Source organism: Streptomyces sp. NPDC101152, assembly GCF_044768275.1.
Taxonomy (GTDB): Bacteria; Actinomycetota; Actinomycetes; order Streptomycetales; family Streptomycetaceae; genus Streptomyces.
This window is the reverse complement of record NZ_JBIWPO010000039.1, coordinates 38,911-62,841: the sequence shown is the minus strand read 5'-3', so window position 1 is coordinate 62,841 and position 23,931 is coordinate 38,911. Positions and strand designations below refer to the sequence as shown.

At 70.0% G+C, this 23,931-nt stretch carries 20 protein-coding genes and 7 tRNA genes; 10 read left to right on the top strand and 17 right to left on the bottom strand.

Annotated elements, in window-relative coordinates; translation table 11 throughout:
• Nucleotides 1-28: 28 nt before the first annotated feature.
• Nucleotides 29-1,534: a N,N-dimethylformamidase beta subunit family domain-containing protein gene (locus tag ACIRVK_RS34225; RefSeq protein ID WP_404254056.1), complete on the top strand. Its 1,506-nt coding sequence runs from the start codon at nucleotides 29-31 to the stop codon at nucleotides 1,532-1,534.
• 107 nt (nucleotides 1,535-1,641) lie between these two features.
• Nucleotides 1,642-2,541, top strand: coding sequence for a phosphoribosylaminoimidazolesuccinocarboxamide synthase (locus ACIRVK_RS34220; protein WP_404254054.1), 900 nt, complete (start codon nucleotides 1,642-1,644; stop codon nucleotides 2,539-2,541).
• Nucleotides 2,542-2,585: 44 nt separating this feature from the next.
• Here ACIRVK_RS34220 and ACIRVK_RS34215 read toward each other — a convergent pair.
• The 8 genes from ACIRVK_RS34215 to ACIRVK_RS34180 form a co-directional block, all read right to left on the bottom strand.
• Nucleotides 2,586-2,658, bottom strand: a tRNA-Gly gene (locus ACIRVK_RS34215).
• A 23-nt stretch (nucleotides 2,659-2,681) separates the two neighbouring features.
• The gene (locus ACIRVK_RS34210; protein WP_404254052.1) at nucleotides 2,682-3,290 is read right to left on the bottom strand and encodes a response regulator; all 609 of its coding nucleotides are present in this window, start codon (nucleotides 3,288-3,290) and stop codon (nucleotides 2,682-2,684) included.
• The gene (locus ACIRVK_RS34205; protein WP_404254077.1) at nucleotides 3,287-4,525 is read right to left on the bottom strand and encodes a sensor histidine kinase; all 1,239 of its coding nucleotides are present in this window, start codon (nucleotides 4,523-4,525) and stop codon (nucleotides 3,287-3,289) included. The genes ACIRVK_RS34210 and ACIRVK_RS34205 overlap by 4 nt, the downstream gene beginning before the upstream one ends.
• Nucleotides 4,526-4,734: 209 nt before the next feature.
• The gene (locus ACIRVK_RS34200; protein ID WP_404254050.1) at nucleotides 4,735-5,526 is read right to left on the bottom strand and encodes an ABC transporter permease; all 792 of its coding nucleotides are present in this window, start codon (nucleotides 5,524-5,526) and stop codon (nucleotides 4,735-4,737) included.
• Complete coding sequence (locus tag ACIRVK_RS34195) at nucleotides 5,523-6,455, bottom strand: ABC transporter ATP-binding protein (protein ID WP_404254048.1); 933 nt, start codon at nucleotides 6,453-6,455, stop codon at nucleotides 5,523-5,525. The genes ACIRVK_RS34200 and ACIRVK_RS34195 overlap by 4 nt, the downstream gene beginning before the upstream one ends.
• 125 nt (nucleotides 6,456-6,580) lie before the next feature.
• Nucleotides 6,581-6,653, bottom strand: a tRNA-Gly gene (locus ACIRVK_RS34190).
• An 81-nt stretch (nucleotides 6,654-6,734) separates the two neighbouring features.
• Nucleotides 6,735-6,806 (bottom strand) — tRNA-Gly (locus tag ACIRVK_RS34185).
• A 123-nt stretch (nucleotides 6,807-6,929) separates the two neighbouring features.
• Nucleotides 6,930-7,247 (bottom strand): Lsr2 family protein, encoded by a 318-nt coding sequence (locus ACIRVK_RS34180; RefSeq protein WP_404254046.1) that lies wholly within the window; start codon nucleotides 7,245-7,247, stop codon nucleotides 6,930-6,932.
• Between the two features lie 279 nt (nucleotides 7,248-7,526).
• Between ACIRVK_RS34180 and purS the strand changes: the two genes are divergently transcribed.
• The 6 genes from purS to purM all read left to right on the top strand — a co-directional run bounded on the left by purS (nucleotide 7,527) and on the right by purM (nucleotide 14,649).
• The gene (gene purS, locus ACIRVK_RS34175) at nucleotides 7,527-7,790 is read left to right on the top strand and encodes a phosphoribosylformylglycinamidine synthase subunit PurS (RefSeq protein WP_093501106.1); all 264 of its coding nucleotides are present in this window, start codon (nucleotides 7,527-7,529) and stop codon (nucleotides 7,788-7,790) included.
• The gene (purQ, locus tag ACIRVK_RS34170) at nucleotides 7,787-8,467 is read left to right on the top strand and encodes a phosphoribosylformylglycinamidine synthase subunit PurQ (protein ID WP_404254044.1); all 681 of its coding nucleotides are present in this window, start codon (nucleotides 7,787-7,789) and stop codon (nucleotides 8,465-8,467) included. Before purS ends, purQ begins: the two co-directional genes overlap by 4 nt.
• Nucleotides 8,464-10,722 (top strand): phosphoribosylformylglycinamidine synthase subunit PurL, encoded by a 2,259-nt coding sequence (gene purL / locus ACIRVK_RS34165; RefSeq protein WP_404254042.1) that lies wholly within the window; start codon nucleotides 8,464-8,466, stop codon nucleotides 10,720-10,722. Before purQ ends, purL begins: the two co-directional genes overlap by 4 nt.
• A 306-nt stretch (nucleotides 10,723-11,028) precedes the next feature.
• The gene (locus tag ACIRVK_RS34160; RefSeq protein WP_404254040.1) at nucleotides 11,029-11,826 is read left to right on the top strand and encodes a sterol carrier family protein; all 798 of its coding nucleotides are present in this window, start codon (nucleotides 11,029-11,031) and stop codon (nucleotides 11,824-11,826) included.
• 188 nt (nucleotides 11,827-12,014) lie between these two features.
• Entirely contained in the window at nucleotides 12,015-13,544 is a 1,530-nt protein-coding gene (gene purF, locus ACIRVK_RS34155; protein ID WP_123966093.1) for an amidophosphoribosyltransferase, read from the top strand.
• 34 nt (nucleotides 13,545-13,578) lie between these two features.
• Nucleotides 13,579-14,649, top strand: coding sequence for a phosphoribosylformylglycinamidine cyclo-ligase (purM, locus tag ACIRVK_RS34150; RefSeq protein WP_404254038.1), 1,071 nt, complete (start codon nucleotides 13,579-13,581; stop codon nucleotides 14,647-14,649).
• Between the two features lie 107 nt (nucleotides 14,650-14,756).
• Here purM and ACIRVK_RS34145 read toward each other — a convergent pair whose 3' ends face one another.
• Nucleotides 14,757-15,014 carry a DUF3073 domain-containing protein gene (locus ACIRVK_RS34145; protein WP_404254036.1) on the bottom strand — a complete coding sequence of 86 codons (258 nt, stop codon included), beginning with the start codon at nucleotides 15,012-15,014 and terminating at the stop codon, nucleotides 14,757-14,759.
• Nucleotides 15,015-15,321: 307 nt separating this feature from the next.
• Nucleotides 15,322-16,419, bottom strand: coding sequence for a Leu/Phe/Val dehydrogenase (locus ACIRVK_RS34140; protein ID WP_404254034.1), 1,098 nt, complete (start codon nucleotides 16,417-16,419; stop codon nucleotides 15,322-15,324).
• Nucleotides 16,420-16,639: 220 nt separating this feature from the next.
• Between ACIRVK_RS34140 and ACIRVK_RS34135 the strand changes: the two genes are divergently transcribed.
• Nucleotides 16,640-17,482, top strand: a complete 843-nt coding sequence (locus tag ACIRVK_RS34135; RefSeq protein WP_404254032.1) for a hypothetical protein — start codon at nucleotides 16,640-16,642, stop codon at nucleotides 17,480-17,482.
• Between the two features lie 490 nt (nucleotides 17,483-17,972).
• Nucleotides 17,973-18,179: a developmental transcriptional regulator BldC gene (gene bldC / locus ACIRVK_RS34130; protein WP_003949541.1), complete on the top strand. Its 207-nt coding sequence runs from the start codon at nucleotides 17,973-17,975 to the stop codon at nucleotides 18,177-18,179.
• A 434-nt stretch (nucleotides 18,180-18,613) separates the two neighbouring features.
• Here the strand turns inward: bldC and ACIRVK_RS34125 are convergent, their stop codons facing one another.
• From ACIRVK_RS34125 to ACIRVK_RS34095, 7 genes are all read right to left on the bottom strand, one after another.
• On the bottom strand, nucleotides 18,614-18,802 hold the full coding sequence (locus ACIRVK_RS34125) for a DUF6274 family protein (protein WP_404254030.1): 189 nt from the start codon (nucleotides 18,800-18,802) through the stop codon (nucleotides 18,614-18,616).
• 376 nt (nucleotides 18,803-19,178) lie between these two features.
• A tRNA-Asp gene (locus ACIRVK_RS34120) sits at nucleotides 19,179-19,256 on the bottom strand.
• 93 nt (nucleotides 19,257-19,349) lie between these two features.
• Nucleotides 19,350-23,303 (bottom strand): ATP-dependent RNA helicase HrpA, encoded by a 3,954-nt coding sequence (hrpA, locus tag ACIRVK_RS34115; RefSeq protein ID WP_404254028.1) that lies wholly within the window; start codon nucleotides 23,301-23,303, stop codon nucleotides 19,350-19,352.
• A gap of 76 nt (nucleotides 23,304-23,379) precedes the next feature.
• The gene (locus tag ACIRVK_RS34110) at nucleotides 23,380-23,562 is read right to left on the bottom strand and encodes a DivIVA domain-containing protein (protein ID WP_404254075.1); all 183 of its coding nucleotides are present in this window, start codon (nucleotides 23,560-23,562) and stop codon (nucleotides 23,380-23,382) included.
• 61 nt (nucleotides 23,563-23,623) lie between these two features.
• Nucleotides 23,624-23,697 (bottom strand) — tRNA-Phe (locus ACIRVK_RS34105).
• A gap of 24 nt (nucleotides 23,698-23,721) precedes the next feature.
• A tRNA-Asp gene (locus ACIRVK_RS34100) sits at nucleotides 23,722-23,796 on the bottom strand.
• Between the two features lie 41 nt (nucleotides 23,797-23,837).
• Nucleotides 23,838-23,910: transfer RNA gene (locus ACIRVK_RS34095), tRNA-Glu, on the bottom strand.
• Nucleotides 23,911-23,931: the final 21 nt, after the last annotated feature.

Here is a 23,931-nt window from a genome sequence, read left to right as displayed (position 1 = left end):
CCGCGGGGGCACGAGGGAGGGGGCGACCATGGGGTCGGAGCAGATCCGCCGCTGGGAATCCGGAGCGCTGGCGCACGCCGTGACCGACCCCTTCGGCCAGGGCCCCGTCCCCTGGCTGCGCGGCACCGAGACCTACTTCGACGACACCGGCCAGGTCGTCCCCTGGTACGTGGACCCGGCCCAGCAACCCGCCCCCGAGCCCTCCACCGGCCGCACCCCCCGCGTCCCCGCCCCGCGCTCCGCCGTCGGCCCCCGTTCCGCCGACGACGTGCACCGCCAGATCAAGGGCTTCATCTCCAACGGCGCGGTCGCCCCCGGCGAGTCCGTCGACTTCCACGTGACGGTCGACCCGCCGCAGGAGTTCGCCGTGGACATCTACCGGATCGGCCACTACAGCGGCGAGGGCGCCGCGAAGATCACCACCAGCCCCCGCCTGTCCGGCATCGTCCAGCCCCCACCGCTGACCGCGGACCGCACCGTCTCCTGTCACCACTGGTGGCTGTCCTGGCGGCTGCAGATCCCGAGCTACTGGAGCATCGGGGCCTACGTCGCCGTTCTCACCACCGTCGACGGCCACCGCTCCCACATCCCCTTCACGGTCCGCGACAACCACCCCGCCGACCTGCTCCTCCTCCTGCCCGACGTGACCTGGCAGGCGTACAACCTCTACCCGGAGGACGGCCGCACCGGCGCCAGCCTCTACCACGCCTGGGACGAACAGGGCCGCCTGCTGGGCGAGTCCGACGCCGCGACGACCGTCTCCTTCGACCGCCCGTACGCCGGCGCCGGCCTCCCTCTGCACGTCGGCCACGCCTACGACTTCATCCGCTTCGCCGAGCGCTACGGCTACGACCTCGCCTACGCCGACGCCCGTGACCTGCACGCGGGCCGCGTCGACCCCACCCGCTACCGCGGCCTGGTCTTCCCCGGCCACGACGAGTACTGGTCGTCCGCCATGCGCCGTACCGTCGAACTCGCGCGGGAGAACGGCACGTCCCTCGTGTTCCTCTCCGCCAACACCATGTACTGGCAGGTGGAGTTGGGGCCGTCCCCGTCCGGCGTCCCCGACCGGCTGCTGACCTGCCGAAAACGCAAGGGTCCGGGAAAGCCCGTCCTCTGGCGCGAGATCGACCGGCCCGAGCAGCAGGTGGTCGGCATCCAGTACGCGGGCCGGGTCCCCGAACCGCACCCGCTGATCGTCCGCAACGCCGACCACTGGCTGTGGGACGCCGCCGGGGCGCACGAGGGCGACGAGATCGAGGGACTGGTCGCGGGCGAGGCCGACCGCTACTTCCCGCGCACCCCGCTGCCCGACCACGAGGAGCGCATCCTGCTCGCGCACTCCCCCTACACCGACGCCGAGGGCAACCTGCGTCACCAGGAGACGTCCCTCTACCGCTCCCCGTCCGGCGCCCTCGTCTTCGCGTCCGGGACGTTCGCCTGGTCCCCGTCCCTGGACCGTCCGGGCCACGTCGACGAACGCGTCCAGCGTGCCACCGCCAACCTCCTGGACCGCATCTGTAAACGTGACTGAGCTCACGTAAGCCCACGTCACCGCCCCTTCCGGACCCACCCCGATCCGAGGGGACCCCCGGCATACGGGAGAATTGAGCCACTTGGACAGAACCACGGGGAGGAACCGTGTCCGGATTCGTAGAAAAGCCCGAGCCGCTCCAGGTTCCGGGCCTGGTGCACCTGCACACCGGCAAGGTGCGCGAGCTGTACCAGAACGAGGCGGGCGACCTCGTGATGGTCGCCAGCGACCGCATCTCCGCCTTCGACTGGGTGCTGCCGACCGAGATCCCCGACAAGGGCCGCGTCCTGACCCAGCTGTCCCTGTGGTGGTTCGACCAGATCGCCGACCTGATCCCCAACCACGTCCTGAGCACCGAAGTCCCGGCCGGCGCCCCCGCCGAGTGGGCCGGCCGGACCCTGGTGTGCAAATCGCTCCAGATGGTCCCGGTGGAGGCGGTCGCCCGCGGCTATCTCACCGGCTCCGGACTGCTGGAGTACAACGAGTCCCGCACGGTCTGCGGCCTCGCCCTCCCCGAGGGCCTGGTCGACGGCAGCGAACTGCCCGCCCCGATCTTCACCCCGGCCACCAAGGCCGCCGTCGGCGAGCACGACGAGAACGTCTCCTACGAGGAGGTCGCCCGCCAGGTCGGCGCCGACACCGCCGCCCGGCTGCGCCAGGCGACCCTCGCCGTCTACGCCCGCGGCCGGGACGTCGCCCGTGAGCGCGGGATCATCCTCGCGGACACCAAGTTCGAGTTCGGATTCGACGGGGACACCCTCGTCATCGCGGACGAGATCCTCACCCCCGACTCCTCCCGCTTCTGGCCGGCCGAGCAGTGGGAGCCGGGGCACCCGCAGCCGTCGTACGACAAGCAGTTCGTGCGCGACTGGCTGACCTCGCCGGCCTCCGGCTGGGACCGGAAGAGCGAGCAGCCCCCGCCGGCGCTGCCGCAGGAGGTCGTGGAGCGGACCCGCGCCAAGTACCTGGAGGCGTACGAGCGCCTGACGGGCACGAGCTGGAGCTGACCGCACGACAAAGGCCCCGGTCGATGACCGGGGCCTTGATCCGGAGCGGACGACGAGGCTCGAACTCGCGACCTCAACCTTGGCAAGGTTGCGCTCTACCAACTGAGCTACGTCCGCACTGCGCCGTGGCGCGGAGCCCACTATACCCAACCCCGCTCCCGTGCGAGCCGCACCGCCGTGTGCCGGTTCTCCGCCCCGAGCTTCGAGACGGCCGAGGACAGGTAGTTCCGTACCGTCCCCTGCGACAGCGCGGCGCGCTCGGCGATCTCCGCGACGGGCGCCCCGTCGGCCGCGAGTTCCAGCACCTCGGCCTCCCGTGCCGTCAGGGGGGAGTCACCGGCGGCGATGGCGTCGGCGGCCAACTCCGGGTCGACGTAACGGTTCCCGGCGTGCACGGTCCGGATGATCTCCGCGAGCCGCTGGGCGCTGACCGTCTTCGGCACGAAACCGCGCACCCCCGCCGCGAGCGCCCGCTTCAGATGCCCGGGCCGCCCGTGACTGGTGACGATCAGGATCTGGCAGCCGGGCAGTTCGGCCCGCAGCGATGTGGCGACCTTCACACCGTCCGCGCCGGGCATCTGGAGATCCAGTACGGCCACGTCCGGTTCGTGCGCCCGGGCCATCGCCAGCGCCTCGGGGCCGGAGGCGGCCTCGGCGACCACGACCAGGTCGTCCTCCAGCCCGAGCAGCGCGGCCAGCGCCCCGCGGATGAGGTGCTCGTCGTCGGCGAGCAACAGCCGTACGGTCACGCCGTGATCTCCCTCACACCCAGGGGCACCTCGGCCACCAACCGGAACACGTCCTTGTCGGCCGACCCCGCCTCCAGGGTCCCGCCCACCGCCGACAGCCGCTCCCGCAGCCCCGCCAGCCCGGAGCCGCCGCTCGCGGCGGGCGTGCGGGCCCCGTCGTTCTGCACGGTCAGCACCACGCGTTCCTCGTCCTCCTCCAGCACCACCTCGCAGCGCGCCGCGTCCCCGTGCCGCAGCACGTTCGTGGTGGCCTCCCGGACGACCCAGCCGAGCGCCGACTGCACCTCGGGCGCCAGTCCGCCGGCCTCGCCGCGCACCTCGCACTCGATCCCGGCCGCGGTCAACACGCCCCGCGCTCCGGCGAGTTCGGCGCCGAGGTCGGCCTCCCGGTAGCCGCGCACGACATCGCGCACCTCGCGCTGCGTCTCCCGTGCGATCCGCTGCACCTCGATCATCTGCTCCACGGCCTCGGGCCGCCCGCGCCGGGCCAGCTGCACGGCCAGCTCGCTCTTGAGCGCTATGACGGCGAGGTTGCGCCCCATCACGTCGTGCAGGTCCCGGCCGAACCGCAGCCGTTCCTCGGCGACCGCGAGCCGGGCCTCGACCTCGCGGCGGCGCTCCGCCTCCCACAGCACGGACAGCGTCCAGGCACCGCAGCGGCAGGCGAGCAGCGAGAAGAGCGCCCCGAAGACGGTGAGCGCGCCGACCATGACGATCGAGGGGAGTTCCGGGTCGCTCCAGGCGAAGGCTGCCATGAGGACCACGGCGAGGACGGCGGACCGGCGCAGGAAGACCCGTACCGGCCAGACGAGCCCGTACAGCAGCCCGGCGGGCAGCAACGTGGCTCCGACGGCGAGCCGTACCGCCGCCGGTTCGGTCCCGCCCAGCGCGGCGAGCGCCAGGGTCAGCGCCAGCGCGAGGGCCAGCAGGGTGGCCATGGGACGCAGGGCGCGCGGCGGGAGCGGGGCGCGATCGAGGTAGTGGTCGAGCACGGCCCGGGTGAGCCGGTTGGCCTCCGCGCACTGCAGGGCCCCCAGGAGCAGCAGCAGCCCGCCGACGGCCATGGGCCCGGGGCGGTGCGCGAGCCCGCCCACCAGGGGCAGGGCCAGCCAGCAGAGGGAGAAGAACCAGGTCGTCACATACCAGGTCAGGACGGTCTGCAACTCGACCCGCTCAGCCTTGCTCCGCTCCCGCCAGTGCCGCCGCTGCCACCCCCGCACCCGCCCGCCCACCACGCCCCCGCCTGTCACCCCGATGCCCCGTCCGTCCTTGCTGCGGCTCCCACCTGCCACGTCCGCGCCCTCCGCGGTCCCGCCCGAAGCCGCCAGGGCCGCGGCTACGCCCTCGCCGGTCACCCTGTTGCCCCGTCCGTCACTGCCGTGTCTCGCAGCCACCACGTCCGCGTCCCGCCCGTCACCGCAGCCCCCGTCCGTTCAGCCGCCCCTCACCGGCGCGGTTCCCACCGGAACCACCGGCGTACAGCAAACACCGCCGTCAGGGTCCAGGCCAGGGTGAGGGCGAGGGACGCGAGTGCCGCGCCGGTGCTCAACTCGCCGGTCCAGCCGCCCCGTACCAGTCGGATCGCCGGGGACAGCGGCAGGAGGGCGCAGGCCGAGGACAGGCGGGCGGGGAGGATCTCGGTGGGGATCGCCATGCCGGAGCCGACCATGGACACCACCACCAGCGGCAGCGCGGTGATCTGGGCGCTCTCCACGGTCCGGGTGAAGGAGGCGGTCAGCGCGGCGAGCGCGGCACTCAGCACCAGTCCCGACAGGACGCCGAGGACGGTGAGGTACGGCGCCCGGGGCGGCCCCGCGCCGAGGAGCACCGCGCAGCCGACGGCGAGCACGAGGCTCTGGGTGAGGCCGACACAGACGGCGGGCAGGGCGGTGCCGGCGAGGATCTCCGCGTCCTCGAGCTCGCCGGTGCGCAGCCGCTTGAGGACGAGTTCCTCGCGCCGGGCCACGTAGGCGCCCACCAGCGTGGTGTAGACGGCGAAGAGGAAGCAGAAGCCGATCGCGGCGGTGACCGTCACGGTGCCGATGCTCAGTCCACGTGCCTTCAACTCCATCTGGTCCACCGCCGGCCGCACGCTGAACGGCAGGGCGAGCGGCATGAGCAGCGCCGTCACGAGGGCGCCCCGGTTGCGGGCGAGCAGCGTGAGTTCCGCGCGGCCGAGCGCACCGAGCCGTCGGTAGACCGAGGGACCGCGCCCGCGGACCGTCAGCAGCGTCATGCCGCGACCTCCTGCTCCCGGGCGATCCCGAGGAACGCCTCCTCCAGCGAGGCCGACCGCACGTCCAGGTCCCGTAGCTCCACCCGCGCGCCCTCGGCCCAGGTCAGCAGCCGGGTGGCCGCCCGCTGCAGCTCCCGCGTCCGCAGCCGCACGACGTCCCCGTCCGCCTCGTGCCCGCACACCCCCAGTTCGGCGAGCGGCGGCAGATCGCCGAGGAACCAGCCGTCGGGAAGCCGGAAGGAGATCCGGGCGGGCTGCCGTGCGGTCACCTCGGCCGGCGTCCCCGTCGCCGCGACGCGCCCCTCGTGCAGGATCGCCAGGCGGCCGGCGAGCCCCTCGGCCTCCTCCAGGTAGTGCGTTGTGAGCAGGACCGTCGTCCCCTCGTCCCGCAGGGCCCGCACCAACTCCCAGGTGTCCCGGCGCCCTTCGGCGTCCAGCCCGGTCGTCGGCTCGTCCAGGAACAGCACCTCGGGCCGTCCGAGGAGCGCGAGCGCCAGGTCAAGGCGCCGCCGTTCACCCCCGGACAACTGCTTCACCCGTACGTCAGCCCGCCGCCGCAGCCCGACCAGCTCCAGGGCTTCCTGCTCGGGCCGTGCCCCGCTCACGCACCCGGCCCACATCCGCGCGGTCTCCCCGACGGTCAGTTCGGAGGGAAAGCCGCCCTCCTGCAACATCACCCCGGTGCGCGGCCGTACGGCGGCCCGCTCCTCGTAGGGGTCGTGGCCGAGCACCCGCACCCGCCCGCCGGACGGCCGGGCAAGCCCCTCGAGCAGTTCCACCGTCGACGTCTTGCCCGCGCCGTTGGTGCCGAGCAGCGCGTAGATCTCGCCGCGGTCCACGGAAAAGGTGATTCCGCGCACCGCCTCGAACCCGCCCCCGTACACACGCCGCAGGTCGGTGACCTCAATCACGTGTTCGTTCGTGTCCATGGCACCAGCGTCCCGGCGCCCGCGGCCGGGGAGCAGTGCGCGCTGTCATCACTCCCCATGACAAATGTCAGAGGCGGACCGCGCACGAAAAAGGCCCCGGTCGGTGACCGGGGCCTTCATTCCAGAGCGGACGACGAGGCTCGAACTCGCGACCTCAACCTTGGCAAGGTTGCGCTCTACCAACTGAGCTACGTCCGCATTGCCTCCGACCGGCTCCCACCGATCGGCGCGAGCACCAGCCTACCTGATCCACAGCAGTGGTCCGGACCGGCGGTGCAGAGCGGGTGACAGGAATTGCACACTGCGCCTTCCCCCTGGAAGGGGGATGTTCTGCTACTGAACTACACCCGCATGCGCTTTGGAGCCGGGCCTTTCGGCCTCGCCCCTCGGCGTGTTCCAGACTCTAGCTGACCAGGAGGGGTGCAGCGCAAGTCGGTTCCGCCGGGGGGCGGCTGACCGGTCGTCGGCCGGCGGCTACTGGGCCGCGCTGAAGGCCTCGTAGACCTTCTTGGGGATGCGCCCGCGGGCGGGCACGTCCATCTTGTTGGCCTGGGCCCAGGCCCGGACGGCCGCCGGGTCGGGGGCGACCTCCGTCTGCCGGTAGGTGCGGCCCGACTTGGCCCGCTTGCGGCCGGCCTCCACGTAGGGCGCGAGCGCCTTGCGCAGTTCCTTGGCGTTGGTTTGATTCAGGTCGATCTCGTACGACTTGCCGTCGAGTCCGAAGGCGATCGTTTCCGCCGCTTCCGAGCCGTCGATGTCGTCAAAGAGAGTGACCACGACCTTCTGCGCCACGAATATCGGTCCCTTCGTACGGCACTATGCCAATTCATTTGTACAGCGCCCGACAATGCATTGTGAAGGCTGACTAAATCCTTCTACGGGTCCGAGCGCAATAGGGTTCGGCTGTCGAGTGCGTATCTTTCCCGCAAATTTTGGCGGGCGCCCCCGCCGTCGCCGGATCGTGACAGCGGTCACGTAGATTCCTACAAGTCGACGCGCGTAGAAATTTTGTGCGGGTAGTCTGAAACCACCTGCAGGAACCTGCTCAGCACCACACCACCGGGAGTGCACGTGGCACGCGTCGTAGTCGACGTCATGCTCAAGCCGGAGATCCTCGACCCACAGGGCCAGGCGGTGCAGCGCGCACTGCCGCGCCTGGGTTTCGAGGGGATCTCGGACGTACGTCAGGGAAAGCGTTTCGAACTGGAAGTTGACGGGCCGGTCGACGAGGCCGCGCTCGCCCGCATCCACGATCTTGCGGAATCCTTCCTGGCCAACACCGTGATCGAGGACTTCACCGTCCGGGTGGACGAAGTCGCGGAGGCCGCGAAGTGACCGCTCGTATTGGCGTCGTCACTTTCCCGGGCAGCCTGGACGACCGGGACACCCAGCGCGCGATCCGCCTCGCGGGCGCCGAGCCGGTCGCCCTCTGGCACAAGGACAAGGACCTCCACCAGGTGGACGCCGTCGTCCTTCCGGGTGGTTTCTCCTACGGCGACTACCTGCGGGCCGGCGCCATCTCCCGCTTCTCGCCCGTGATGGAGACGGTCATCGAGCAGGCGAAGGCCGGGCTGCCGGTCCTCGGCATCTGCAACGGCTTCCAGATCCTCACCGAGGCGCACCTCCTCCCGGGCGGGATGCTCGGCAACGACCACCTCCACTTCATCTGCCGTGACCAGAAGCTGCGGGTGGAGAACGCGGAGACCGCCTGGACCGTCGACTACGAGGCCGGCCAGGAGATCCACATCCCGCTGAAGAACATGGACGGCCGCTACGTCGCCGACCAGTACACGCTGGACAAGCTGGAGGCCGAGGGGCGGGTCGCCTTCCGCTATCTCGACTTCAACCCGAACGGCTCGCTCAACGACATCGCCGGCATCACCAACGAGGCGGGCAACGTCGTGGGCCTCATGCCGCACCCCGAGCACGCCACCGAGCCGCTGATCGGTACCGGCCGTACCGACGGCCTCCCGTTCTTCACCTCGATCCTCAAGAAGCTGGTCACCGCATGAGCAGGACGCCTCTGGACACGGTCGAGCACGCGGCCGAGACCCCCGACGTCGAGCTGCCCTGGGCCGAACTCGGCCTGAAGAAGGACGAGTACGAGCGGGTCGTGGAGATTCTCGGCCGCCGCCCGACCGGCGCCGAGCTCGCCATGTACTCCGTGATGTGGTCCGAGCACTGCAGCTACAAGTCCTCGAAGGTGCACCTGCGCCAGTTCGGCGAGAAGGCCCCGCAGTCCGACGCCCTCCTCGTCGGCATCGGCGAGAACGCCGGTGTCGTGGACGTCGGCCAGGGCTACGCCGTCACCTTCAAGGTCGAGTCCCACAACCACCCCTCCTACGTCGAGCCCTACCAGGGCGCGGCCACGGGCGTCGGCGGCATCGTCCGCGACATCATCGCGATGGGCGCCCGCCCGGTCGCGGTCGTCGACCCGCTTCGCTTCGGCGCGGCCGACCACCCCGACACCAAGCGCGTGCTCCCCGGCGTCGTCGCCGGCATCGGCGGCTACGGCAACTGCCTCGGCCTGCCGAACATCGGCGGCGAGGTCGTCTTCGACGCCTGCTACCAGGGCAACCCGCTGGTCAACGCCGGTGCCATCGGTGTGATGCGGCACGAGGACATCCACCTCGCGAAGGCGTCCGGCGTGGGCAACAAGGTCATCCTGTACGGGGCCCGTACGGGTGGTGACGGCATCGGTGGCGCCTCGATCCTGGCCTCCGAGACCTTCGACGACGCCAAGCCGAGCAAGCGTCCTGCCGTGCAGGTCGGCGACCCCTTCCAGGAGAAGCTGCTCATCGAGTGCACCCTGGAGGCCTTCCAGGAGAAGCTGGTCGTCGGCATCCAGGACCTCGGCGCGGCCGGCCTGTCCTGCGCCACCTCCGAGCTCGCCTCCAACGGCTCCGGCGGCATGCGCGTGACGCTGGACGACGTACCGCTGCGCGACTCCACGCTCTCGCCCGAGGAGATCCTCATGAGCGAGTCGCAGGAACGCATGTGCGCGGTCGTGGAGCCCGAGAAGGTCGAGCGGTTCCTGGAGATCTGCGACAAGTGGGACGTCATCGCCACCGTCATCGGTGAGGTGACCGACGGCGACCGCCTGGAGATCTACTGGCACGGCGGCAAGATCGTCGACGTCGACCCGCGCACGGTCGCCCATGACGGCCCGGTCTACGAGCGCCCGTACGCCCGTCCGGAGTGGCAGGACGAACTCCAGGCGGACGACGCGGGCAAGCTTGCGCGGCCCACGACTTCGGCGGAGCTGAAGGACCAGGTCCTGAAGCTGGTCGCCTCTCCCAACCAGGCCTCCAAGAAGTGGATCACCTCGCAGTACGACCACTTCGTGCAGGGCAACACGGTGCTGGCACAGCCGGAGGACTCCGGCATGATCCGCATCGACGAGGAGAGCGGCCTCGGTGTCGCCATCGCGACCGACGGCAACGGCCGTTACGCGAAGCTCGACCCGTACACGGGCGCCCAGTTGGCGCTCGCGGAGGCGTACCGCAACGTCGCCACCACCGGCGCCAGGCCGCTCGCCGTCTCCGACTGCCTGAACTTCGGTTCGCCCGAGGACCCGGCCGTGATGTGGCAGTTCGCGGAGGCCATCCGCGGACTCGCCGACGGCTGCCAGCAGTTGGGCACGCCGGTGACCGGCGGCAACGTCTCGCTCTACAACCAGACCGGCGACGTGGCCATCCACCCGACCCCGGTGGTCGCGGTCCTGGGCGTCATCGACGACGTCGCCCGGCGCACGCCGGTCGCCTTCCAGGAGGAGGGGCAGCTGCTGTACCTCCTCGGCGACACGCGTGAGGAGTTCGGCGGCTCGGCCTGGTCGCAGGTGATCCACGACCACCTCGGCGGACTGCCCCCGAAGGTCGACCTGGAGCGCGAGCGCCTGCTCGCCGAGATCCTGATCTCCGCCTCCCGCGACGGCATGATCGACTCCGCGCACGACCTGTCCGACGGCGGTCTGATCCAGGCGGTCGTCGAGTCGGCGCTGCTCGGCGGCAAGGGCGCGCGTCTGGTCGTACCGGACGGGCTGGAGGCGTTCACCTTCCTCTTCTCCGAGTCGGCCGGCCGCGCGATCGTCGCGGTGCCGCGCTCCGAGGAGGTCCGCTTCAACGACATGTGCGGGGCCCGGGGTCTGCCCGTCAACCGCATCGGCGTGGTCGACGGCGACGAGGTGGACGTCCAGGGCGAGTTCGCGATCTCCCTGGCGGAACTGCGCGTCGCCCACGAGGAGACGATCCCGGCCCTGCTGAAGTAACCGGACGTACGACGCCGAAGGCCCCGCCCGTCCCGCACGGCCGGGGCCTTCGCAATTCCTGGGCCGACTGTCAGCCTCTCCAACTAGTGCCGCGGCAGGCATCGTTTGCCCGGTAAGGAGCGGCGTCGTGGGGGCTCCTCCCGCTCGAGCGAAGTCGAGAGTGGGGGGAGCGTCCTCTCGGCGTGCCGGGCGGAATGCCCCGTTGAGGGACCGGACGTACTTGGGGTTTCGGCCGGTGCGGCGAGAGGGCGTGCCGGGCGTCGCGACGGGGCGAACGTCGCCTGCCGCGGCACTAGGCTCACGGTCATGCCCACGGCCAAGAAGCGCGCCCGCACCTACGACCCCGCGAAGATCCGTGCCGCGGTCCTCGCCCAGTACGGGAACGTACGCCGGGCCGCCGGGACCCTGAGCGCGGAGCAGCTCGCGCTGCCCACCCGGCTCGGGGACTGGACCGTACGGGAACTGGTCGCGCACCTCGGCATGGCCCTGTCGGCCATCGGACGGGCCCTCGACCTGCCCGAGCCGGCGCGGCAGGACGCCACCCCGCTCGACTGGCCCTTCAGGACCTCCGCCAACTCCACGGCCATCGACGCGTTCACCCAGCAGCTCGCGGGGGAACACCAGGACCTCGGCGCCTACCTCGACGGCGTGGAGCAGGACCTGGTCCGGCAGCTCGACACGTACCCCGGGGCGCGGCTGCTGCAGACCACCGCGGGCGCGATGCCGTTCGCCGAGTACCTGGTCACCCGTACCGTCGAACTCGTCGTCCACACCGACGACCTGAACGCCGCCGTGCCGGGCCTCGAGGTGCCGTTCGACCGGCAGGCGCTCGCCGCCTGCACCCGGCTGCTCGCCGACGCGCTCGCCGTGAAGGCGCCCGGCGGCTCCACCGAGGTGCGGATCCCGCCGCACGCCGTCGTGCAGTGCGTCGAGGGCCCCCGGCACACCCGCGGTACCCCGCCGAACGTCGTCGAGACCGACCCGCTCACCTGGATCCGGCTCGCGACGGGCCGACTGGCGTGGAAGGACGCGCTGGAGGAGGCACGGGTGAGCGCGAGCGGGGAACGGGCGGACCTGTCCGGACTGCTGCCGCTGATGGCATAGCCCCCGCGGGGGGCGGACCGCCACCCGGAAGGTGAGGGACGTCTCACTCAGGTCCTGCCGTCCGGGGGCCACGGCGGTCCGGCTCGTCAGTGTTTGCGCAGGTCAGAAGGGGGCGCGGGGAGGGTGATCCACTACCGGTGGGTATCCCTAATTCGGACCAGTGGTCGATCTCGCCTACACTCGATGCCGTGCCACGTGGTGACGGTCGACTCAATCATGATCTGCTCCCCGGTGAGAAGGGCCCCCAGGACGCCTGCGGCGTCTTCGGTGTCTGGGCTCCGGGCGAAGAGGTCGCCAAGCTCACTTACTTCGGGCTCTACGCCCTCCAGCATCGGGGCCAGGAATCCGCGGGTATCGCGGTCAGCAACGGCTCCCAGATCCTCGTCTTCAAGGACATGGGCCTCGTCTCCCAGGTCTTCGACGAGACCTCGCTCGGTTCGCTGCAGGGTCACATCGCGGTCGGACACGCCCGCTACTCGACCACCGGCGCCTCCGTGTGGGAGAACGCCCAGCCGACGTTCCGCGCCACCGCGCACGGTTCCATCGCGCTCGGCCACAACGGCAACCTGGTCAACACGGCGCAGCTCGCCGAGATGGTCGCCGACCTGCCGAAGAAGGAGGGCGGCCGCACCCCGCGCGTGGCGGCCACCAACGACACCGACCTCCTGACGGCCCTGCTGGCCGCCCAGGAGGATGCGGACGGCAAGCCGCTGACCATCGAGGAGGCCGCCCACACGGTCCTCCCGAAGGTGCGCGGTGCCTTCTCCCTCGTCTTCATGGACGAGCACACCCTCTACGCCGCCCGCGACCCGCAGGGCATCCGCCCGCTGGTCCTCGGCCGCCTCGAGCGCGGCTGGGTCGTCGCCTCCGAGTCCGCCGCCCTGGACATCTGCGGCGCCAGCTACGTCCGCGAGATCGAGCCGGGCGAGTTCGTCGCCATCGACGAGAACGGCCTGCGCACCTCGCGATTCGCGGAAGCGAAGCCCAAGGGCTGTGTCTTCGAGTACGTGTACCTGGCCCGCCCCGACACCGACATCGCCGGTCGGAACGTGTACCTCTCCCGCGTGGAGATGGGCCGCAAGCTCGCGAAGGAAGCCCCGGTCGAGGCCGACCTGGTGATAGCGACCCCGGAGTCCGGCACCCCGGCCGCCATCGGCTACGCCGAGGCCTCCGGCATCCCCTTCGGTGCGGGTCTCGTGAAGAACGCGTACGTCGGCCGGACCTTCATCCAGCCCTCGCAGACCATCCGGCAGCTCGGTATCCGCCTCAAGCTGAACCCGCTGAAGGAAGTCATCAAGGGCAAGCGCCTGGTCGTCGTCGACGACTCGATCGTGCGCGGCAACACCCAGCGGGCGCTGGTGCGGATGCTGCGCGAGGCGGGCGCCGCCGAGGTCCACATCCGGATCTCCTCCCCGCCGGTGAAGTGGCCCTGCTTCTTCGGCATAGATTTCGCCACCCGGGCCGAACTCATCGCCAACGGCATGACGATCGACGAGATCGGCACCTCGCTGGGCGCCGACTCGCTGGCGTACATCTCCATCGACGGCATGATCGAGGCGACCACCATCGCCAAGCCGAACCTGTGCCGCGCCTGCTTCGACGGCGAGTACCCGATGGAGCTTCCGGACCCCGAGCTGCTGGGCAAGCAGCTCCTGGAGACCGAGCTTGCCGCGGGTCCCGCGGCCACGGCCGCGGCCGACGCGATCCGTCGCCCGTAAGCCTCGTAGAAACCGACCCGAAAGATCCCAGGCAATGTCTGAGAGTCCTGTTACCGGTGCTTCCTACGCGGCTGCCGGCGTCGACATCGAAGCGGGCGACCGCGCCGTCGAGCTCATGAAGGAGTGGGTGAGGAAGACGCGGCGCCCCGAGGTCCTCGGCGGCCTCGGCGGTTTCGCCGGCCTCTTCGACGTCTCCGCCCTGAAGAACTACGAGCGCCCCCTGCTCGCCTCCGCCACCGACGGCGTCGGCACCAAGGTCGACATCGCCCGTCAGCTCGGCGTGTACGACACCATCGGCCACGACCTGGTCGCGATGGTCATGGACGACATCGTGGTGTGCGGCGCCGAGCCGCTGTTCATGACCGACTACATCTGCGTCGGCAAGGTCCACCCCGAGCGGGTCGCCGCGATCGTCAAGGGCATCGCGGAGGGCTGTGTGCTGGCCGGCTGCGCCCTGGTGGGCGGCGAGACGGCCGAGCACCCCGGGCTGCTCGGTGAGGACGACTTCGACGTCGCCGGCGCCGGTACGGGCGTCGTGGAGGCCGACCGGTTGCTCGGCCCGGATCGCATCCGTACGGGGGACGCCGTCATCGCCATGGCGGCCTCCGGGCTTCACTCGAACGGGTACTCCCTCGTCCGGCACGTCCTGCTGAACCAGGCCGGTCTCTCCCTGGACGCGCGCGTGGAGGACTTCGGCCGCACCCTCGGCGAGGAACTCCTCGAGCCGACCAAGATCTACTCGCTGGACTGCCTGGCGCTGACGCGCACCACCGATGTCCACGCCTTCAGCCACGTCACGGGTGGCGGACTCGCCGCCAACCTGGCGCGTGTGATCCCCGACACCCTTCACGCGATCGTCGACCGCTCCACTTGGACCCCGGCCCCGGTCTTCGAGCTGGTCGGCAGGACGGGTCAGGTCGAGCGCCTGGAGCTGGAGAAGACCCTCAACATGGGCGTGGGCATGATCGCCGTCGTCCCCGAGGAGTCGGCCGACGTGGCGCTCGCGACGCTGGCCGACCGCGGGGTCGAGGCATGGGTCGCCGGAGAGATCACCGAACGCGGCGACCACTCGACGGGTGCGGAACTCGTGGGCGACTACGCGTGACCGTCCGGGGCACAGCCCCGCGACGGCAGCGCGGAACGACGGCAGCATGAAACCCGGTCCGGTGCTGGGCCCCGGACCGGGTCTGAACGGCTAAGCCGTCGCAAGCACTACGCGCCGCGACGATGTTGGGACGACGGACCGGAGTGGTCGTCCTCGTCCTCATCGTCGTCGTTGTAGAGATCCGCGTACTGGGCGTACGGGTCGTCTTCGTCCTCGTCGTCCTCGAACGGCTCGCCGTTCGGCGGCTGGCTCGAAGTCGAAGCGCCCAGCTCACTGGCCAGACGCGACAGGTCAGTCCCGCCGCTGTTGTACTTCAGCTGGCGGGCGACCTTCGTCTGCTTGGCCTTGGCCCGGCCGCGCCCCATGGCTCGACCCCCTCGGTGACGGGGCTCGACGGCCCCAGAGTCTTGACACGCGTTCATGATCTGGAACGGGCTCTCCGTGGAGAGACCGGTCCGTAGGGCTTCCACGGTACCTGAGCCCGCGCCCATACGGTACGTCGCCCGCATGACGTGCCCGCGCCCAGGACCCTCGGGGCGCCCTGTCCCCGCTGGTCAACCGCGATTTTAACCACTTCTCGGCAGGCGACCCGCCGACGGACGTGAGAGTTCTCTCCAAGTGCCCGCCGACGGGTACCGGCCAAACCCCTCCGGGCCCGTGATCCGTACGGATTCAGCGCGCCGCGCGGCCGTCCGCCATGCGCTGCTCGGCGATCCGGTCGGCCGCCGCGGCCGGCGGAATCCCGTCCTCCTTCGCACGTGCGAATATGGCCAGTGTGGTGTCGAAGATCTTCGCCGCCTTCGCCCGGCACCGGCCGAAGTCGAACCCGTTCAGCTCGTCGGCGACCTGGATGACACCGCCGGCGTTGACCACGTAGTCCGGCGCGTAGAGGATCCCGCGGTCGGCGAGGTCCTTCTCGACGCCCGGGTGGGCGAGCTGGTTGTTGGCCGCCCCGCACACGATCCGCGCGGTCAGCGCGGGCACGGTGTCGTCGTTGAGGGCGCCGCCGAGCGCGCAGGGGGCGTAGATGTCGAGGCCGTCGACGCGGATCAGGGTCGCGGTGTCGGCGACGGCCGTCACGCCCTCCGGATGGTCCGCGAGGATTCGCCCCACGGCCTCCTCACGCACGTCCGTGATCACGACCTCTGCGCCCTCGTCCCGCAGGTGCCGGACCAGGTGGCGCCCGACCTTCCCGACGCCCGCGACACCGACCTTGCGGCCACGCAGCGAGGGGTCGCCCCACAGGTGCTGGGCGCTGGCCCGCATGCCCTGGTAGACGCCGAAGGCGGTGAGCACGGAGGAGTCGCCGGCGCCGCCGTTCTCCGGCGAGCGCCCGGTCGTCCAGCGGCACTCGCGCGCCACGACGTCCATGTCGGCGACGTACGTACCGACGTCGCAGGCCGTCACGTACCGGCCGCCGAGGGAGGCGACCATGCGGCCGTAGGCGAGCAGCAGCTCCTCGGTCTTGTCCCGGTCCGGGTCGCCGATGATCACGGCCTTGCCACCGCCGTGGTCGAGACCGGCCATGGCGTTCTTGTACGACATCCCGCGCGCGAGGTTGAGCGCGTCGGCGACGGCCTCCGCCTCGGTCGCGTAAGGGTAGAAGCGGGTACCGCCGAGCGCGGGGCCCAGGGCGGTGTTGTGGATGGCGATGACGGCCTTCAGACCGCTCGCGCGATCCTGGCAGAGCACGACTTGCTCATGTCCGCCCTGGTCCGAGTGGAACAGGGTGTGCAGTACATCAGCAGGTGCGCCGGTTACGTCGGTCACTGTGGTGACTCCTGAAGCAAGTAGCGGCGGGTGGAGCAGCTCCCGTGTAGGTGGCGGGTGCTGAGCACGAATTTAGACCCTGATCGCCCCGCCATCCGGGCAGTGCCGCGGATCATCTCCCACCGGAGTACGGCCGTGCGACGATTTGCATGGATTTCCCGCGCGTCCGGTGAGCGGGTTCCGCAGGTTTTCCCGGTGGTGGGAGGGGGAGGGAGCAGGCGTGCCCAAGGTGTCCTCGGTGATCGTCCCGTACGCGACGTACCTCCGCGTCTACGAACCGCTGGCCGCCTTCGCCGAGCCCGAGCGCGGCCACTGGGCGCGCTACGCCCGCCGCCCCGAGCGGCCGTCGTACCAGGACGAACTGCGCCGCTCGCTCGCCGACCTGCTGCCCACCCCGCCCGTCGCGGTGCCGGTGCACGAGAGCGGCGACGCGTTCGTGCTCGACGTGGACGGGGTGGTGTGCGTCTGCCCCTGGCGGACCCGGCTACGCGGCTGGCAGGCCCTGCAGGAGCTGCCCGAGGAACTGCCCAAGCCGGTCCTGGACGCGGCGCTCCCGGAACTCGTACGGCGCCAGTCGAGCCAGGACTACGAGCGCTGGCTGGTGCGCAACCCGGACGCCCGCCCCTGGATCCGCACCTCGACCTGGCAGGTGCCGCTGCACTGGTTCGTGCTGGTGTCGGACGAGGAGCGGCGCTTCGACAAGGGGTCCGGCGAGATCCCGCCGATGCTGCGCTACCGCACCCCGATGGTGCAGGCACGGCGGCGGGTGGCACGGGCCCTGCGGACCCTGAAGGACGCCCTCGACGAGGGACCGCTCATCGACGGTCTGGTGGACGTGGGGCGCTGGCTGGAGGAGTTCCATCCGCGCTCGCTGGTCGAGCTGGACTACGGCGGCCTGGTGCACACCCTGCCGGCCGGCGAGCTCGAGGACGACCACTCGGCGGCCGACGTCGCCGAGGGCATCGAGGCGCTGCGGCTCGGCGACGGGGCGGCCGCGGGGGCCGCCTACGGGCGGCTGGTGGAGCGCTGGCGGTCGGTCAGGGACCGGCGCTCGGCGAACTGACGTTTGACGGGACGCCCGTTTTGGGGTTTCGTCCTCGTTCAAGAGGTTCCGGAAGCTCAGCTTTCGCAGACAAGGGACGTAGGTCCCGATCCGGGCGTACACCTCACTGTGTGTCAAGCGTGACGGACCGCACGTACCCGGCTCTTGCATCTCTTGCCCCTCCTCGTGCCAAAATAGGACAAGGGGCCCGGGGGAGGCTCTTCTGTGGGGGGTCTGATGACTCCTGATCGTCCTGTGACTGATCGTCACAGTGGCGTGACTGTCCGCTATGGCATGGTCCATCGGCTTCCGTCGGTGATGAACACCTGGAGGGGCAATTCCATCGGTTTGGCCGACGCGGCTGGACAGATGGTGTAGTTGTAGTGCCGAGGACAAGCCGTTCGTCCTATAACCGACTCGACTCGCGTCCGCCATTTCGGGCAACGCGGGTCAAGGTGCAGAATTTAGAGGAAAGAACCGAGAAGGTTCGGTTCTCCCGAGGAGGCCGCTCATGACCGCTCGCACCCCTGATGCCGAGCCGCTGCTGACCCCGGCTGAGGTTGCCACGATGTTCCGCGTGGACCCGAAGACGGTCACGCGGTGGGCAAAGGCCGGCAAGCTCACGTCGATCCGTACGCTCGGCGGGCACCGCCGCTACCGCGAGGCCGAGGTCCGCGCTCTGCTCGCGGGCATCCCGCAGCAGCGCAGCGAGGCCTGAACAACTACATAGCAGGGCAAACCGGTAGGTCCCCCAACGTGCCGGAACGCCCGAACCCTAGCTCCACACGACGCGGGTCCTGCCCCAACGGGACCTACGCCCAAGCCCCTCCGGGCTTCCCCAGTACGTGACAGGGTGCGTCGTCGATCGCGCTGGACTCCGCCGGGTCCAGCGCGATCTTTTTTGTGCGCCTGGCGTTCGGGGTCGACCGCTCTGTGAGCGGGCTTGTCGGAGTCTGGGGAGGGCTGTCGGATCTCCTGTGGGGGCCCTGGCTGGGGGGCGCGCGGGGAGGTGACAACAAGGGTGCAATTGCACATATTAAATTGACCTGTTGTAGGTCGGGTGTAAGTACCGTGCTTTCAGAAACTCATGCGGTGACACCCGTCACATGCCAGAGTCCTTGTTGCCACGGCTCCGCGTACGCTAATGGAGAGTCAGGCACCCGCGGGACTCTCCTCCTCCGCCGCGTCCGACGTCTCGACGACTCTCGGCGCGGAGTCCATCGCCAGCCGCAGCAGGTGGTGGCAGACCGGGCAGTGCCGGGTCAGGTGCCCGTACGAGGACGCGGCCGACAGATGCGCACGGAGCAACGCCCGCGTCTCATGCCTGACCGGCGCCGCCATACGCCACCTCCACTGGGCCGCACGGAAAGAGGCCCTGGGTTCTGGGTACCGAGGGATTCCCACGCCGTCAAGACGGCGTGGGGCCGGTGAGGGGCACGCACGCCCCCGATACGCAGGGAGTCGCCACCTGAAGGCAACCGCAGTCGGCCGGGCAGGACACGGCCACAGGGGCGGCAACCTAGGTCGGGTACGAGGAAGGCCCGCACTCTTCGCGGGTGCGGGCCTTCGTCTTCTTCTTGCGGTCCTGACGGGATTTGCTGTGTTTGATTGCGGCTGCGCCGCGGGCGCGGCCTCCGCCCGGGGAGGGTGGCGGGGGTTGATGGGCGGGGCATGGCGAAGGCCCGCACTCTTCGCGGGTGCGGGCCTTCGGTTCCTCTGGCGGTCCTGACGGGATTTGAACCCGCGGCCTCCACCTTGACAGGGTGGCGAGCACTCCAAACTGCTCCACAGGACCAGGTTTCGCGGCGCCATTCGTGCGTTGCGCTGCGAGAAGAGACTGTACAGGAGGGGAGCCGCCTGGTCGAACTCACCGTGTGTGCGGGACTGGTTACGGCGCCAACTGGTCGATCGTCTTCACGATCCGCTTGTCGGAGATCGGGTACGCCGTGCCGAGCGCGTGGGCGAAATAGCTCACCCGGAGCTCCTCGATCATCCAGCGGACGTCGAGGACCTGCTGCGGCACCGGGCGCCCCTGCGGCATCTGCTCCAGCAGCCACGCGTACTCGTCCTGCATCTCGTGGACCTTCTCCATGCGGGTCGTGTCCCGCTGGACGTTCGTCGGCATCTGCTGGAGCCGGCGATCGGCGGCGACGAGGTAGCGCATCAGGTCCGGCAGCCGGCGCAGCCCGGTCTCCGTCACGAAACCGGGCTTCACGAGCGCGTCCAACTGCCGCCTCGCGTCCTGGAGGTTCGCCAGCAGCGCGGGGCTGCGTACGCCCTTCAGACGGCGCTCACAGGCCTGCCAGGCCGCCAGCACCTGCTGCACCTGCCCGACCGCCCGCACCGTCGTGTCCACGATCTCCGCGCGCACCTTGTCGTACAGCTTCCGGTACGACTCCTCGTCCCACGCCGGCCCCCCGAAGTCGGCGATCAGCCGGTCCGCCGCCGCCATCGCGCAGTCGTCGAACAGGGCCTGCACCGAACCGTGCGGATTCGCGGACAGGGCGAGCTTCTGGGCGTTCGTCAGGCGATCGCTCGCGAACTTCGCGGGGTTCACCGGAATGTTGCGCAGGATCAGCCGCCGCGTGCCCTTCCACATCGCCTCCGCCTGCTCCGCCTCCGTGTCGAAGAGGCGTACGGAGACCGTGTCGCCGTCGTCCACCAGTGCCGGGTACGCCTTGACGGGCTGACCGGCCCGCCGGGTCTCGAAGACACGGGTCAGGGAGCCGATCGTCCAGTCGGTCAGGCCCTTGCGCTCCAGGGACTCCCCGCCCTGCCGCTCGGCGGTGGCCGCGGCGGCCTGCGAGATCGCCTGGCGCGCCTTCGGCTTGAGACGAAGCTTCAGCGCCTCCAGGTCCTTGTCCTCCGCCAGCCTGCGCCGGCGCTCGTCGACGATCCGGAACGTGATCCGCAGATGGTCCGGAACCTTCGACCAGTCGAAGTCCTCCGCCTCGAAAGGCACGCCGACCATGCGCTTCAGCTCGCGCGCCATGGTCGTGGTGAGCGGTTCCTGCAAGGGGACGGCAGAGTCCAGGAAGCGTTTCGCGAAGTTCGGGGCCGGCACGTAGTTGCGGCGGATCGGCTTGGGCAGGGAACGGATCAGCTCCGTCACCAACTCCTCCCGCAGCCCCGGGATCTGCCAGTCGAAGCCCTCGTCCGTGACCTGGTTGAGCACTTGGAGCGGGACGTGCACGGTCACACCGTCCGCGTCCGCACCCGGCTCGAACTGGTACGTCACTCGGAACTTCAGCTGCCCCTGCCGCCAGCTGTCCGGATAGTCCGCCTTGGTCACCGCCTCGGCCGACTCCCGGATGAGCATCTCCCGCTCGAAGTCCAGGAACTCCGGCTCCTCGTGCCGCTTGCGCTTCCACCAGGAGTCGAAGTGGGCACCGGAGACGACGTGCTCGGGCACCCGGGCGTCATAGAAGTCGAAGAGCGTGTCGTCGTCGACCACGATGTCCCGGCGCCGGGCACGGTGTTCGAGTTCCTCGACCTCACTCAGCAGCCTGCGGTTGTCCGCGAAGAACTTGTGGTGCGTGCGCCAGTCCCCCTCGACCAGCGCGTTGCGGATGAACAGCTCACGGCTGGCTTCCGGGTCGATACGGCCGTAGTTGACCTTCCGGTCGGCGATGATCGGGACGCCGTACAGCGTCACCTTCTCGTACGCCATCACGGCCGCCTGGTCCTTCTCCCAGTGCGGTTCGCTGTACGTGCGCTTCAGGAGATGCCCGGCGAGCGGCTCGACCCACTCGGGCTCGATCTTCGCGTTGACCCGGGCCCACAGCCGGGAGGTCTCCACCAGCTCCGCCGACATCACGAACCGCGGCGGCTTCCTGAAGAGCGCGGAACCGGGGAAGATCGCGAACTTCGCGTTGCGGGCGCCCAGATACTCGTTCTTCGCGCCCTCCTTCACGTCCTTCATACCGATGTGCGACAGCAGACCGGCGAGGAGAGAGACGTGCACGCGGTCGCCGGGCGCGTCCTCCTCGTTGACGTGGATGCCCATCTGCTTGGCCACCGTGCGCAGCTGGGAGTAGATGTCCTGCCATTCGCGAATGCGCAGGAAGTTCAGGTACTCCTGCTTGCACATCCGTCGGAACGAACTCGAGCCCCGCTCCTTCTGCTGCTCCCTGATGTAGCGCCACAGGTTCAGATAGGCCAGGAAGTCGCTGGTCTCGTCCTTGAAGCGGGCGTGCTGCTGATCGGCCTGCGCCTGCTTGTCGGCCGGGCGCTCACGCGGGTCCTGGATGGAGAGCGCGGCGGCTATCACCATGACCTCGCGGACGCAGCCGTTGTGGTCCGCCTCCAGGACCATCCGGGCCAGCCGCGGGTCGACCGGTAGCTGGGCCAGCTTGCGGCCGGTCTGCGTCAGCCGCTTGCGCGGGTCCTTCTCGGCCGGGTCGAGCGCGCCCAGCTCCTGCAGCAACTGCACACCGTCCCGGATGTTGCGGTGGTCCGGCGGATCGATGAAGGGGAACTTCTCGATCTCGCCGAGACCGGCCGCGGTCATCTGCAGGATGACGGAAGCCAGATTGGTGCGCAGGATCTCCGCGTCCGTGAACTCCGGACGGGCGAGGAAGTCGTCCTCGGAGTACAGGCGGATGCAGACGCCGTCGCTCGTGCGCCCGCAGCGGCCCTTGCGCTGGTTGGCGCTGGCCTGGCTGACCGGCTCGATCGGCAGCCGCTGCACCTTGGTGCGGTGGCTGTAGCGGGAGATACGGGCGAAGCCGGGGTCGATGACGTACTTGATGCCCGGGACGGTCAGCGAGGTCTCGGCGACGTTCGTCGCCAGAACGATCCTGCGCCCGGTGTGCGGCTGGAAGACACGGTGCTGCTCGGCGTGGGAGAGCCGGGCGTAGAGCGGCAGCACCTCGGTGAACCGGTAATCCTTCCGGACCAACGCGTCCGCGGTGTCACGGATCTCCCGCTCACCGGAGAGGAAGACGAGGATGTCCCCCTTCCCCTCCTTCTGCAGCTCCTCGACCGCATCGCAGATCGCGGTGATCTGGTCCCGGTCGGAGTCCTCCGAATCCTCCTCAAGGAGCGGCCGGTAGCGCACCTCCACCGGATACGTCCGCCCACTGACCTCGACGATCGGGGCGTCACCGAAGTGCCGCGAGAAACGCTCCGGGTCGATGGTCGCCGAGGTGATGACGACCTTGAGGTCGGGCCGGCGCGGCAACAACTGCGCCAGGTACCCGAGCAGGAAGTCGATGTTGAGCGACCGCTCGTGGGCCTCGTCGATGATGATCGTGTCGTAGGCGCGCAGCTCGCGGTCGGTCTGGATCTCGGCGAGCAGGATGCCGTCCGTCATCAGCTTGATGAACGTGGCGTCCGGGTTCACCTGGTCGGTGAAGCGGACCTTCCAGCCGACGGCCTCCCCCAACGGGGTGTCCAACTCCTCGGCGATCCGCTCGGCGACCGTACGGGCGGCGATACGACGGGGCTGGGTGTGCCCGATCATGCCGCGCACACCACGCCCGAGCTCGAGACAGATCTTCGGGATCTGGGTCGTCTTCCCCGAACCGGTCTCACCGGCGACGATGACCACCTGGTGATCGCGGATGGCGTCGGCGATCTCGCTCTTCTTCTGGCTGACCGGAAGCTGCTCGGGATACGAGACGGCGGGAACACGGGCGCGCCGGGTGGCCATCCGCTCCTCGGCCTTCCCGACCTCCGCCTCGATCTCGGCGAGCACGGCGGCGCGCGCCTCCGGCTTGCGGATCCTGCGCGCACCTTCGAGCCTGCGCCCGAGCCGCTGCGCATCGCGCAGCGAGAGCTCGGTCAGGCGGGGGGCGAGGGAGCCGAGGGCCGGGGTACCGGGGGCAGGGTGCGTAGACATACGCGGTCCAGGATCTCATCCCGGGGAAATACGTGGCGAATGATTTGCCGCCGCCCCCGAAGGGCAGCCGGATCGCTCATCCGGCCCGCAGCTCGGCGAGCCGCGCATCGACCTGCGCCCGGTCGTAACCACGACGGGCGAGATCGAAGACCGGGGGCGCGTCGGGAGCCGTACCGGCAGCCAGCTGAGCGAGATAGGCGTTGACCTGGTCCCGGTCGTAACCACGCCGGACGATCTCAAAGCCGCGGAAGTCGTTCACCGTCAATGTCCGCCCCCCTTGAACTGCCAAGGCCCCGATCCGTAGATCGGGGCCTTTGTTGTGGCTGGGGCCGGGGTCGAACCGGCGACCTATCGCTTTTCAGGCGATCGCTCGTACCAACTGAGCTACCCAGCCACGAGGGCTCCGAGGAGACCTCAGCGGTCCTGACGGGATTTGAACCCGCGGCCTCCACCTTGACAGGGTGGCGAGCACTCCAAACTGCTCCACAGGACCAAGCTGTGTGGGCGACCACCAGTGTCGCACACGGTTTTGCGTGCCCCCAACGGGATTCGAACCCGTGCTACCGCCTTGAAAGGGCGGCGTCCTAGGCCGCTAGACGATGAGGGCTATCGGCCCGCCTGGGCGCCT